The 12,513-nt window shown below is 56.4% G+C and carries 11 protein-coding genes; 10 read left to right on the plus strand and 1 reads right to left on the minus strand.

Annotation, left to right across the window (positions count from 1 at the left end):
• Position 1 precedes the first annotated feature (1 nt).
• On the plus strand, positions 2-331 hold the full coding sequence (locus LN244_RS14545) for a Rieske (2Fe-2S) protein (RefSeq protein ID WP_239040493.1): 330 nt from the start codon (positions 2-4) through the stop codon (positions 329-331).
• On the opposite strand, the gene LN244_RS14550 is transcribed toward LN244_RS14545, so the two are convergent.
• The gene (locus LN244_RS14550) at positions 318-1,484 is read right to left on the minus strand and encodes a pyridoxal phosphate-dependent aminotransferase (protein WP_239040494.1); all 1,167 of its coding nucleotides are present in this window, start codon (positions 1,482-1,484) and stop codon (positions 318-320) included. The two genes, LN244_RS14545 and LN244_RS14550, sit on opposite strands and share 14 nt — an antisense overlap.
• A 242-nt stretch (positions 1,485-1,726) precedes the next feature.
• Between LN244_RS14550 and dksA the strand changes: the two genes are divergently transcribed.
• The 9 genes from dksA to panC all read left to right on the plus strand — a co-directional run bounded on the left by dksA (position 1,727) and on the right by panC (position 12,348).
• On the plus strand, positions 1,727-2,158 hold the full coding sequence (gene dksA / locus LN244_RS14555; protein ID WP_239040495.1) for an RNA polymerase-binding protein DksA: 432 nt from the start codon (positions 1,727-1,729) through the stop codon (positions 2,156-2,158).
• A gap of 55 nt (positions 2,159-2,213) precedes the next feature.
• Complete coding sequence (gluQRS, locus tag LN244_RS14560) at positions 2,214-3,134, plus strand: tRNA glutamyl-Q(34) synthetase GluQRS (RefSeq protein ID WP_239040496.1); 921 nt, start codon at positions 2,214-2,216, stop codon at positions 3,132-3,134.
• Positions 3,131-3,304 (plus strand): hypothetical protein, encoded by a 174-nt coding sequence (locus LN244_RS14565; protein ID WP_239040497.1) that lies wholly within the window; start codon positions 3,131-3,133, stop codon positions 3,302-3,304. Before gluQRS ends, LN244_RS14565 begins: the two co-directional genes overlap by 4 nt.
• Positions 3,294-6,242, plus strand: coding sequence for a sensor histidine kinase (locus LN244_RS14570; RefSeq protein WP_239040498.1), 2,949 nt, complete (start codon positions 3,294-3,296; stop codon positions 6,240-6,242). Before LN244_RS14565 ends, LN244_RS14570 begins: the two co-directional genes overlap by 11 nt.
• Positions 6,239-7,618, plus strand: coding sequence for a sigma-54-dependent transcriptional regulator (locus LN244_RS14575; protein WP_239040499.1), 1,380 nt, complete (start codon positions 6,239-6,241; stop codon positions 7,616-7,618). Before LN244_RS14570 ends, LN244_RS14575 begins: the two co-directional genes overlap by 4 nt.
• Before the next feature lie 1,111 nt (positions 7,619-8,729).
• On the plus strand, positions 8,730-10,175 hold the full coding sequence (gene pcnB / locus LN244_RS14580; protein WP_239040500.1) for a polynucleotide adenylyltransferase PcnB: 1,446 nt from the start codon (positions 8,730-8,732) through the stop codon (positions 10,173-10,175).
• Between the two features lie 2 nt (positions 10,176-10,177).
• A complete protein-coding gene (folK, locus tag LN244_RS14585; RefSeq protein WP_239040501.1) occupies positions 10,178-10,660 on the plus strand; it encodes a 2-amino-4-hydroxy-6-hydroxymethyldihydropteridine diphosphokinase in 483 nt (160 codons plus the stop codon).
• A 51-nt stretch (positions 10,661-10,711) separates the two neighbouring features.
• A complete protein-coding gene (gene panB, locus LN244_RS14590; RefSeq protein WP_239040502.1) occupies positions 10,712-11,506 on the plus strand; it encodes a 3-methyl-2-oxobutanoate hydroxymethyltransferase in 795 nt (264 codons plus the stop codon).
• A gap of 2 nt (positions 11,507-11,508) precedes the next feature.
• Positions 11,509-12,348 carry a pantoate--beta-alanine ligase gene (gene panC / locus LN244_RS14595; protein WP_239040503.1) on the plus strand — a complete coding sequence of 280 codons (840 nt, stop codon included), beginning with the start codon at positions 11,509-11,511 and terminating at the stop codon, positions 12,346-12,348.
• Positions 12,349-12,513: the final 165 nt, after the last annotated feature.

Genomic DNA, 12,513 nt, shown 5'->3' on the forward strand with positions numbered 1-12,513 from the left:
TATGAACGAGATCCATCTATGCCAAATCGATGAACTCGACCCGGTGGAAGGCCGCGGTTTTGAGCTCGATGACGGCACAGCCCTGCTCCTGCTGCGTCGCGGGGAGCGGGTGCTGGCCTGGAAAAACAGCTGCCCGCACCGGGGTATACGCCTGGAATGGCAGCCGAATCAGTTCCTCGACTACGAAAAGCAGTTTATCCAGTGCGCCACTCACGGCGCCCTGTTCGGCATCGAAGATGGTGTCTGTGTGGCCGGCCCCTGCCCGGGCGAGCAGCTGGATGCACTGTCCTGCACGGTCAGGGACGGCCAGGTCTACCTCAGCCGCGACTGATACGCTGTTTCAAACGCGCCAGCGCCAGTTCGATGCGGTCCAGCCCCGTCGTGTATGAGAAGCGGATATAGCGCTCCGGATGGTTACAACCGAAGTCGGCCCCCGGAGTGACCGCCACATGATCCTCTTCCAGCAATGACCAGCAATAGGCGTAGCTGTCGTCGGTCAGATGAGATGCATCGGCATAGACGTAGAACGCGCCCTCAGGCATGAGAGGAATACCGAAACCCAGCTCGCGCAGCCCACTCACCAGTCGATCCCGACGCTCCGCAAAGGCAGCCCGACGCTGTTCGAATATCTGCAGCGTCTGAGGTTCAAACGCCGCCAGTGCCGCGTACTGTGACAGCGTTGCCGGTGAGATGAACAGGTTCTGGGCCATCTTTTCCATCTCGGCCACCGCCGCCTCTTCAGCCACAAGCCATCCCAGGCGCCAGCCGGTCATGCCGAAGTACTTGGAAAAACTGTTCAGCACCACGGCATTGGGTGCCACACTGAGTACGGTCTCAGCATCGAAGCCATAGGTCAGGCCGTGATAGATCTCATCCACAATCAGTGCACCGCCGAGGCGGTCGACCGTTGCAGCGATATCAGCCAACTGCCCGACCGGTACGACAGAACCGGTTGGGTTGGAAGGGGATGCCAGCAGGACACCCGCGGTATCGGCTTGCCAATGCTGTTCAATCAACTCCGGCGTGAGCTGATAATTGGTTTCAGGCCCCACCGGAACCAACTGGCCTCGCGCTTCCAGCAGGCGCAAAAACTGTCGATTGCAGGGGTAACCCGGATCAGCCAGCAGGAAACGGCTGCCCGGAGCCGCCAGCAGGGCGAAGGCCAACAGCAGCGCACCTGAAGCACCCGCCGTTACCAACACCTGCTGTGGCGTGATGCTGACGCCATAACGCTGCTGATAAAACGCGGCAATCGCCTCACGCAGCTGGGGAATCCCCCCGGCCGGGGTGTAGCGGGTTTGGCCCGCAGCAAGAGCCTTCTGGGCTGCAGCAAGGATCGGTTCAGCCGTCGGGAAATCAGGCTCGCCCGCTTCCATATGCACTACATCATGCCCGGCAGCGTCAAGCTCAGCGGCTCGCTTGAGCAGATCCATTACCTTGAACGAATCGATCTCGCGCGCCCGTTCAGTCCAGCCTCTATTCATCGATTTGTCTCTCTATTCAACACCCGCCGCAGTATATCGACATTCGTCGTAGCTGTATCCCGCAAAACTTCTGCCTGATATCAATGGGATGGCAAAAACCACAAAGGGGTCTAGCCTAAAGAGTGGGCTTCTGGTACTTTCACCGGCTTTTAAAGCACATAGTGTTCCCATATCAGGGGCGCTGGGCCGGAGCAATTGCGCTCTGAAAGAGTCTGACCCCCCAATGACGTGAGGCTGCGCCAATGCCGAATACCAACAACACACAGTTCATGCATTTCGAACCCTATCCGCTGGATAATGGCGAGGAGTACATGAATGATGCGCAGAAAGACCATTTCCGTAAAATCCTGCTTGCCTGGAAACGTGAGCTGATGGAAGAGGTTGACAGCACCATCACCCACTTGAAAGAGGAAGCCTCCAACTTCGCTGACCCGAGTGACCGTGCCAGCCAGGAAGAGGAATTCAGTCTGGAGCTGCGCACCCGCGACCGTGAACGCAAACTGATTCGCAAGATCGATGAAGCACTCGACAGCATCGATGACGACGATTACGGCTACTGCGAGGCCTGCGGCGTCGAGATCGGAATACGCCGTCTGGAAGCACGACCGACTGCTACCCTCTGCATCGACTGCAAGACCCTTGCCGAGATCAAGGAAAAGCAGATCGGCCGCTGAGATCTGAACTGAGGTGCCTCTACTGGCACCTCAGACAGCTGGTTGAGCGCTAATCGTGCCCTGTATCGGACGTTTCGCCCCCTCCCCTACCGGCCCTCTGCATTTCGGCTCACTGCTGGCCGCTCTGGCCAGTTATCTGGATATTCGAGCCAGAAACGGCCGTTGGCTGCTGCGTATTGAAGATCTCGATCCTCCACGTGAACAGCCCGGTGCTGCCGACTCGATCCTGCGTACGCTGGATGCCTTTGGTCTGCATTGGGACGGGGAAGTGGTATACCAAAGCCAGCGCAAGCAGCTCTATGAAGAGGCCCTGCAACAGCTGATCGTACTCGATACAGCCTATCCCTGCCGCTGCAGCCGCAAACAGCTGCGAGCCCGGGGAGTTCTGGGATATGACGGCCACTGCCTGCGACACCCCCCCGATGAACACTCGGATATTGCATACCGCGTGCGCCACACCCGAGCCGACCAGCAATTCGATGACCGAATTCAGGGCGTGCGCCGTTACCACTGGTCAGGGCATGAAGGAGATTTCGTGGTCTTTCGCCGGGATGGACTGTTTGCCTACCAGCTGGCCGTGGTCGTGGACGATGCCGAGCAGGGAGTCAACGAGGTCCTGCGGGGCAGCGACCTGATCGATGAAACCCCGCATCAGATGGAGCTACAGGACCAACTGGGATACCCGCGTCCACGCTATGCCCATATTCCGGTCATTACCAATGCCCAGGGACAAAAGCTGAGCAAGCAAAACCTCGCGCCCGCTATCGATCCCCGTGAGCGCCAGACTCTGCTGCTGCTCGCGCTGCAGTTACTGGGACAGGACCCTGCTGCCGAACTGATCGATGCCAGTCTGGACGAACTCCTGCACTGGGGCATTCAATCCTGGCGTCCGGATGCCATTCCGGCCAGACTGCATCTGACGCCTGATACATTCCCTTCAGGCCACCTTGCTTCGACACAGGCCTTGCTGCAATGATTCGCCATCGCCTCTTGTTGCTGACATTAGCCGCATTGGTACTGATTCCTGAACTGATCGACTGGTGGCTGTTCAGCGACCATCACTGGTCAGCACCTTTCCTGGTCTGGGCCCTGCTGATTCTGATCACGGCGGCCATCGAATGGCGTCAACGACATCATGAACTTTGATCTCTCCACTTTGTTGCTGTTGGGCTGTGGCTACCTGCTGCTGCTCTTTGGTGCAGCCTGGTTGACCGAACGTAAACGCCTGCCCGATCGCCTGATTCACCACCCTCTGGTACATGTCCTGGCTCTCGGCGTATTTGCCAGCGCCTGGACTTTTTACGGTATCTTTGGCGTCGCCCATCAATCGGGATATCTCTACCTGGTCTCTTATCTGGGCGCATCGGCAGCGTTTCTGTTGGCCCCACTGATTCTGATCCCCATTCTGCGTATCACCCGACGACACCAGCTCAGCTCATTAGCGGACCTGTTTGCGTTCCGTTTCCGCAGCGGCCGGGTCGGCACCCTGACCACCCTGCTGATGCTGTTCACCAGCCTGCCACTGATCTCGATCCAGATTCAGGCATTGGCCGACTCACTGCCGATGCTCAACCCACAGATTTCCTCCAATCAGGCCGCGATCGGTTTCTGTGCCGTCATTGCACTGTTCACCATCCTGTTTGGTGCTCGTCACGCCTCCCTGCGTAACAGTCATAACGGTCTGATTTTTGCCATTGCCACCGAATCTCTGGTCAAGTTGCTCGCACTGCTGATCATCGCGGGTTATGCCCTTTTTGCGGTATTGGATGGCCCCAGTGGGTTGATCGACTGGCTGTCAGAGCACCCTGAACAGCTGCAGCAGTTGCGCCAGCCCCCGGTCGATCACTGGCAGGTGCTGCTGCTGGCCTTTTTTGCCTGCGCCTTCGTCATGCCGCACATGTTTCATGTCGCCTTCACCGAGAACCTGCCAACCGAAAGCCTGTATCGAGCCAGCTGGGGCCTCCCGCTATTCCTGCTGTTGCTGGCCCTGGCGGTGCCACCCATTTTGTGGGCGGCCATCAAGAGCAATGCGATCGACAACCCCGAGTATCTGGTGATACAGCTGGGCCAGACCCTGCAACTCCCCTGGCTGAGTCTGCTGGCATTCATTGGTGGCCTGTCCGCCGCCAGCGGCATCATCATAGTTGCCACCGTCGCGCTCGCTTCGATGCTGCAGAACCATGTGGTGTTGCCGCTCGTCAAGGTGCCGGATAATGTGCGATTTTATGCCTGGCTGCTGTGGGTACGCCGTCTGATCATCCTGGCCGTCATGCTCGGCAGTTATCTTTTTTTCCACTTCATCGGCCACCGGTTTGCGCTCAACCAGCTGGGACTGCTGGCGTTTATCGCTTTCCTGCAATTTCTGCCCGGCGTACTCGTGACACTGTATTGGCCGGCAGCCAGTCGCAATGGCTTTCTGGCCGGCGTCGGAGCTGGCTTCACCGTCTGGGCACTGGGCCTGCTACTGCCCATGATGGGAGCGCTTGAAACCGGAATGGATCCGGCAAGACCTGCCGAGCACGGGTATCAGATCGCACTGGTTTCACTGCTGGCCAATAGCCTGGTACTGGTTACCGTTTCCTTGCTGTTCCCGGGACGAAGGGAGGAACGCCAAGCCGCAGAAGCATGCCTGCTCAATGCCCTCCCCCGCCCCTCGGACCAGGGAATCCAGGTACAAAGTGATGCCGACTTCGTCAATCGACTGATGCCACGACTGGGCGAGAATACCGCTGTGCGTGAAGTTCGACGGGCGCTGCACGAACTTCAGTTACCCGTCGGTCGACTGTCCCCGCTGGACAGTTTGCGGCTGCGTGCACAACTGGAACAAAATCTGTCCGGCCTGCTTGGCCCGGTTGAAGCGGCAGCGCTGCTGCAACCGCTGGACACGCCTGCCAGCAGCGGCGGCTTTAAGGCACGCAATGTCCACCTGCTGGAACAGCAACTGGAAGCCTATGACCAGCGTCTGTCGGGCCTGGCGGCCGAGTTGGACCAGTTGCGCCGTTACCACCGCGCCACTCTGCAAAGGTTGCCGATTGGAGTCTGCACACTGGATGCGGAGCAGCGCATTCTGTTCTGGAACGCGGAACTCGAGGCCTATACCGGACTGACCTCGGACAGCACGCTGGGAGTTCTGCTTGATCAACTGCCAAAACCCTGGTCGGAATTGCTGGAGCGCTTTGCGGCCACTGATGCCTTACATCAAAGTGCCGAGTGTATCGAACTGGAAGGCGCTCAGCGATGGTTCAGCCTGCACAAGGCACGACTGGATGATACCCCGGCTCAGGGCGTGGTACTTTTGATTGAAGAAGAAACGCAGCACCAATTGATGGCGCGCAAACTGGCGCACAGTGAGCGTCTCGCTTCGATTGGCCGTTTTGCAGCCGGAGTTGCTCACGAAATCGGCAACCCGGTCACCGGTATTGCATGCCTTGCCCAAAACCTGAAGCTGGAAACCGAGCAGCCTGAAGTGCTGGAAACGGGAGATCAGATCGTCGACCAGACACGACGCATCAACCGCATTGTGCAGTCGCTGATCCGCTTTGCGCACACCGGCCGCCAGGAAGGCCCGGGTCACCTGGAGCCGTTGAACCTGTTCAGTTGCATTGAGGAAGCGATCCATCTGGTGACGCTGGACCGCCATGGGCGCCAGCAGCACTTCGTTAATAATGTCGATCAAAAACTGCTGATTCAGGGCGACCTGCAGCTGTTGCTGCAAGTGTTCGTCAACCTGCTCAACAACGCCAGTGACGCCTCTCCCGCCGAGAGCGATATCCTCATCGATTCTGAGGTCAATGAACACAGCAGTCGCATCCTGATCACTGATGAGGGCTGCGGCATCCCGGAAGAACACCTGGAGCAGCTGTTCGAACCCTTCTTTACCACCAAGGAGCCGGGTAAGGGAACGGGGCTGGGTCTGCCTTTAGTCTACAACATCATCACCCAGCACTATGGTAGTATCGAGATTGTGAGTCCGGCCAACAAGAAACAGAACAAAGGCACTCGGGTCATTATCACTTTACCCCGGCTGCAAGGTTCTGCCAGTGCAGAACAGCCGGAGGCAGATGGAGAAGGTTTGTCCGGATGAGTCGAATTCTGATTGTTGAGGATGAGAATATCATCCGCTCGGCATTGAAACGCCTGCTGGAAAAAAACGGTTACGAGATCAGCGATGCTGACTCAGTGGCCGATGCTACCGCAAACTACAGCCTGAACAGCTTTGATCTGATCATCTCTGACCTGCGACTGCCCGGAGCACCGGGAACCGACCTGATTGAGCTGGCCGGCCAGGTTCCGGTGTTGATCATGACCAGTTACGCCAGCCTTCGTTCTGCCGTAGACGCTATGAAACTCGGTGCCGTCGACTACATTGCCAAGCCGTTCGATCATGATGAAATGCTCAGTACTGTCGCTGGCATTCTGGCACAGCACTCTGCTCCCGTCGCTAAAACCGAAATGGCACAAGACGACAGCAACGGTCAGACCCTGATCATCGGTTCTTGTCAGGCCATGCAGGAGCTGTATCGCCGCATTGCCAAGGTTGCCCGTACCGATGCCACCGTACTGATTCTGGGTGAGTCCGGCACAGGCAAGGAACTGGCCGCTCGATCCATCCACGAGCAGAGTCCTCGTGCCGGCAAACCCATGATCTGTGTCAACTGCGCAGCCATTCCGGAAACACTGATCGAATCCGAACTTTTCGGTCACGAGAAAGGCGCCTTCACCGGAGCAACCAGCAGTCGTAGCGGCCTGATTGAAGCAGCCGATGGCGGCACACTGTTTCTTGACGAGATCGGCGAACTGCCGCTGGAGGCCCAGGCCCGCCTGTTACGCTTCCTGCAAGAGGGTGAAATTCGCCGCGTGGGCGCGGTCCAGCCGCTGACGGTCGATGTCCGCCTGATTGCCGCGACTCACCGCGACCTCAAGAGTCGTGCCCGCTCTGGTCAGTTCCGAGAAGACCTTTATTATCGTCTGTATGTCATGGAACTGCGTATGCCGCCACTGCGCGAACGCGAGAATGACATCCTCGAACTGGCTGAAGCCTTTCTGGAAAAGCAGAGTCACAAACTCGGCTGTGAGCAGCTCAGCTTCACACCGGAAGCCAGCCAGCTTCTGCGCAGTTACCGCTGGCCCGGTAACGTACGTGAACTTGAAAATGCCATCGAACGAGCCGTCATTCTCGCCGATGGCCACCAGATCACGCCTGATTTACTGGGGCTTGAAGTCGAGTCACAGAGCCTTAGCGAATTGGAAAGCCAATACCGACAGTCTCAACAGCCCGTCCAGAGTGAAAGCGAACGTCCGCGCACTGACTTGTCTCTGGATGATTACTTCCAGCGCTTTGTATTGGAAAACCAGGACCAGATGAGCGAAACCGAACTCGCCAAGACACTGGGGATCAGCCGCAAAAGCCTTTGGGAACGGCGCCAAAAGCTGGGCATCCCCCGCAAGCCCAAAGGGTAACATCCGGTAACACCCCAGAGTGTTACCCAAATACCCAGACACATCCTCAGGATGTATATTTGGGTAACACTCCGTTGTTATTTTTATACCAAAGCATCAAGACCAACGATCAATAACAATTAAAAACAAAGAGTTATGATTACTGGCATGAATGATGCTTTATTTAAGACAGAACAACAACAACGCACACACTGAAGCCTGACCAGCAATAAAAATAAAAACAGGTTATGCGGATGAGTGACTCGCCTCGAACAAAAATAACAATGAGGCTTAATCGGTCGTTAAAGTGACACTGCAGCGCTCCCCAATCAGTGCTCTTAGGAACAAAAACAACAAGCTAAGTTTTACGTTGTCACTTTACGACCGATACCCCCCCTAACACAGCCCCCCTACACATCTGTACCTCTGTACCTCTGTACACCAGCACGCTTTACTCCACACCTCTGATCGCGCCAGCCACCCTTGGGCCAAGGATAACAATATAGTCCTAGCGTTTGTTCAACACCTAACGCTGGAGTGATCCCGCATCCTTACAGATAGGCTGAACTCACCTGCCCCGCCTGAAGACAGCGCTCCCTAAAGCCAATACTGACGAACCTATACCCATACACAGAACATGGTTACCGAACTACCCACCTCGGAAACAGTTTGCGTATATTCTGGTAACACTCTGTTCCCGCAATAGACCCAAAGAACTAGTCCGAAAGAACACAATCATTATAAAACAATAACTTAAAAAAGTTGGCACGAGTAATGCTTTTATCTAATCAGAACAACAACAACGACTCTCAGACGCCTGACCAGCAATAAAAATAAAAACGGTCCTGTAGATGAGAGACCCGCCTCGAATAAAAATAACAATGAGGCTTAGTCGGTCGTCGAAGTGACACAGAAGCGCTCCCCAATCAGTGCTCTTAGGAACAAAAACAACAAGCTAAGTTTTACGTTGTCACTTTGCGACCGACACCCCACTCCCTCCTCGCTCGCTACCCAACATCTTCCGATCACTGCTGTCTCCGTTTCCATTACACCCAACCTTATGCCCTAAGGGTAACCAGGTGTTATGATGCGCCATCCGTGAGACGTTACAGACAGGGACACAGCTCAACCCATGCCGACCACTCTATTAATCGTTATTGCAGTGCTCGCTGCCGCTTTGGCCGCCTGGATCCTGATCCGCAAGCGCTCCAGCAATACTGACACTGACCTCACCACCGCTTCCGTCGCTCCTGCAACTGAAGATGGCTACCGCCGTATTCCGGAAGAGGCTCACCAGATTCCTCGTCGCTATCTCGACGACAACGCAATGAAAGTGGTCTACCGACTCGAAGATGCAGGCCATGAAGGTTACCTGGTAGGCGGCTGTATCCGAGACCTGCTTCGTGGCCTGAAACCCAAGGATTTTGATATCGCGACATCAGCGCATCCGGAAGAAGCCGTTGAACTGTTTCGCCGCGGGCGCCTGATTGGCCGACGTTTCAAGCTGCTGCATGTACGTTTTGGCCGTGAGGTTATTGAGGTTGCTACCTTCCGTGCATCACATGATCAGGATGAAGTCAGCCGCGACCAGGCTCGTACGGCAGAGACAGGTATGATCCTGCGTGACAACGTCTATGGCACCATTGAAGAAGACGCCTTGCGCCGCGACTTTACCGTCAATGCTCTTTACTACGACATCAAGGACCACAGTATTCTTGATTTCGCGGGTGGATACGAAGACCTGCAGAACAATTGCCTGCGCATGATCGGTGATGCCAACGAGCGGTACCGTGAAGACCCCGTACGCATGCTGCGAGCAGCACGTTTTGCGGCAAAACTTGGGTTCGAGATCGAACCGGAAACCGCTAATCCGATCCGCGAACTGGCCCCATTGATGCGCAACGTCTCTCCGGCACGCCTTTTCGACGAAGTCCTCAAATTATTGCAATCGGGACATGGTGAAGCCTCCTATCGTCAGCTGCAACGCTTTGGCCTGTTTCAGTATCTGTTTCCACTGACAGACCAGGCACTGGAAAGTGACGATTATCCGGTCGAAACACTGCTAATCAATGCACTGTGCAATACCGACCGTCGTCTTGCTCAGGGCAAAAGTGTTACCCCGGCGTTCCTGTTTGCGGCCCTGCTCTGGTATCCGCTGCAGCAACGCATGCGCGAACTGGAAGCCACGTCTGATCTGCCGCCCGTTCCTCTACTTCATGAAGCCGCTAACCAGGTACTGGCCGAGCAGGTTAAATGCACCGCTATTCCACGCCGCTTCTCGACTCCTGTTCGTGAAATCTGGGAACTGCAGCTACGCTTGCCTCGCCGTCAGGGACGACGTGCTGATCAGTTGATGGAACATCCTCGTTTCCGTGCCGCCTATGACCTCCTGCTGTTACGTGAGAACAGTGGTGAAGATCTGGGCGGTTTGAGCCAGTGGTGGACAGAGTATCAGGCCGCCAACCCGGGCAGTCGTCGCGAGATGATGCCGGAAGAGCATGGTGAGAAACCCAAGCGTAAGCGCCGTCGCCGCCCGCGCAAGCGTCCGCAGCACGACGAACATAGCCAGGGAGAGTGAGAGTGAAACGCGCCTATATTGGCTTGGGAAGCAACCTCGATGATCCACGACAACAGGTTATCGACGCTCTCACTGAGCTGGGTGATATTCCCCAAAGCCGCGTGGCCGCGCGCTCATCCCTGTACCGCTCGGATCCGGTTGGCCCTCCCGGGCAACCGGACTACATCAACGCCGTGGCGGCTCTGGAGACGGAGCTTGAACCCGAGCAACTGTTGGATGCCCTTCAGGCGATCGAACAGACGCACCAGCGCGTACGCAAGATTCACTGGGGCCCAAGGACATTGGACCTGGATATTCTGTTGTTTGATGACCGTACCATCTCGACAGAACGGCTGACCGTTCCCCATGCCTGGATGCTGGAACGCAACTTCGTGCTTTGGCCTCTGGCTGAAATCGATCCGGAACTGCTCTTGCCGGACGGCTCAGCCTTGTCCGAGCATCTAGTCCATTGCCCACTGGGCACGTTGGAGCGTATATCGTTATAATCCGCTCAAGGCCGAACTGATCGGCGTCTCATTGATAACAAAGAGAATGCTATGAGTAACATCACGCTGCATACCCTAAGCGCCCGTAAACAGGCGGGCGAGAAGTTTGCCGTACTGACCGCCTATGATGCCACCTTTGCACATCTGGTCAGCAGTGCCGATATCGAGATGATCCTCGTCGGTGACTCACTCGGCATGGTATTGCAGGGACAGGACAGCACCCTGCCCGTTACCGTTGAAGAAATGGCCTACCACACCGCCAGTGTTGCCCGCGGCAATCAGGGCGCCATGATCATGGCCGACCTTCCATTCATGAGCTACGCCACCCCCGAACAGGCGATGGAAAGCGCCGCTGTCCTGATGCAGGCCGGAGCACACATCGTCAAACTGGAAGGCGGCGATTGGCTCTGTGAGACCGTCAGTCTGCTGGCCGAACGCGGCGTCCCCGTATGCGCCCATTTGGGGCTGACACCCCAGGCAGTCAACAAGCTGGGCGGCTACCGTGTCCAGGGGCGTGACAAGCATTCAGCCCTGAAGATGCTGGAAGACGCCAAACGTCTGGAACAGGCTGGTGCAAGCATGCTGCTGCTGGAATGTGTGCCTTCACTGCTGGCCGACGAGATCACCCGAAATGTCGAGATCCCGGTCATTGGTATCGGCGCAGGCCCTCATACCGACGCGCAGGTATTGGTGATGCACGACATGTTGGGTATTACTCCCGGCCGCACACCCAAATTCGTCAAGAACTTCATGCCCGAAGCCGATAGCATTCAGGATGCCTTCCGTCTCTACGGTGAACAGGTACGTAGCGGTCAATTCCCGGCCGATGAACATGGATTCGACTAACAATGCAAACGCTTCACACCATCGCTGAACTGCGAGCAGCGGTGCGCCAGCACCGTCAGGCCGGTAAACGTATTGCGCTGGTTCCAACCATGGGCAACCTGCACCAGGGGCATCTGCGTCTGGTCGAAACAGCTCTGCAGCAGGCAGATGTAGTTATTACCAGTATCTTCGTCAACCCGTTGCAGTTCGGTGCCAACGAGGATCTGGACAGCTACCCGCGGACACTGGCGGAAGACCAGCAGCATTTGGCAGCCGCAGGCTGCCACCTGGTATTCGCCCCTTCGGTTGCAGAAGTCTATCCGGAAGGCCAGGAGCAGCAAACACTTGTAGAAGTTCCCGGTCTCTCCGATCTTCACTGCGGCGCCAGCCGCCCGGGCCATTTCAGGGGTGTCACCACGGTAGTGTGCAAGCTGTTCAACATGGTGCAACCGGATATCGCCGTATTCGGCCTCAAGGATTACCAGCAGGTTGCCGTGATCCGCAAGATGGTTCGTGACCTTTGCATTCCCGTTGACATCATCGGTGTTCCGACAGAGCGGGCCGATAACGGCCTCGCACTCAGTTCACGAAACGGCTACCTGACACCAGAAGAGTTGGCGCTTGCGCCGCTACTGCAGCGTACCCTGCAGCAAACGGCCACGGCCATTCGTAACGGAGCTCAGGATTTTTCGGCTCTGGAGGACTCTGCACAGAGCTCTCTGGAAGCGGCCGGTTTCCGCCGTGACTACTTCCGTATCCTGAATCGCGATACTTTAAAGCCGGCACTTCCTGAGGATGATAAGGTCATTCTGGCCGCTGCGTTTCTCGGACGCGCCCGTCTGATCGACAACATCGAAATCTGAATCTCTTCGCACCGCACAATAATGCCAGTGTAAGCCTTTTATATAGGGCTTACATTTTTTGTGCGGTGCATCAAGCTTATCTCTTCGTCTACTTGACACCTCCTTCCCACATCACGCAGACTCGAAAGACCTCGTGGTTACACGCCCATGCGTGACCAGACCTGT

The organism is Marinobacterium sediminicola, from assembly GCF_022343685.1.
In the GTDB taxonomy this organism is placed as follows: Bacteria; Pseudomonadota; Gammaproteobacteria; order Pseudomonadales; family Balneatricaceae; genus Marinobacterium; species Marinobacterium sediminicola.

What these genes read in the sequence shown, in the direction of transcription:
- pcnB (WP_239040500.1), top strand. Translation starts at nt 8,730, where the DNA reads ATGCCGACCACTCTATTAATCGTTATTGCAGTGCTCGCTGCCGCTTTG.
- dksA (WP_239040495.1), top strand. Translation starts at nt 1,727, where the DNA reads ATGCCGAATACCAACAACACACAGTTCATGCATTTCGAACCCTATCCG.
- LN244_RS14570 (WP_239040498.1), top strand. Translation starts at nt 3,294, where the DNA reads ATGAACTTTGATCTCTCCACTTTGTTGCTGTTGGGCTGTGGCTACCTG.
- LN244_RS14575 (WP_239040499.1), top strand. Translation starts at nt 6,239, where the DNA reads ATGAGTCGAATTCTGATTGTTGAGGATGAGAATATCATCCGCTCGGCA.
- panB (WP_239040502.1), top strand. Translation starts at nt 10,712, where the DNA reads ATGAGTAACATCACGCTGCATACCCTAAGCGCCCGTAAACAGGCGGGC.
- LN244_RS14545 (WP_239040493.1), top strand. Translation starts at nt 2, where the DNA reads ATGAACGAGATCCATCTATGCCAAATCGATGAACTCGACCCGGTGGAA.
- LN244_RS14550 (WP_239040494.1), bottom strand. Translation starts at nt 1,484, where the DNA reads ATGAATAGAGGCTGGACTGAACGGGCGCGCGAGATCGATTCGTTCAAG.
- LN244_RS14565 (WP_239040497.1), top strand. Translation starts at nt 3,131, where the DNA reads ATGATTCGCCATCGCCTCTTGTTGCTGACATTAGCCGCATTGGTACTG.
- panC (WP_239040503.1), top strand. Translation starts at nt 11,509, where the DNA reads ATGCAAACGCTTCACACCATCGCTGAACTGCGAGCAGCGGTGCGCCAG.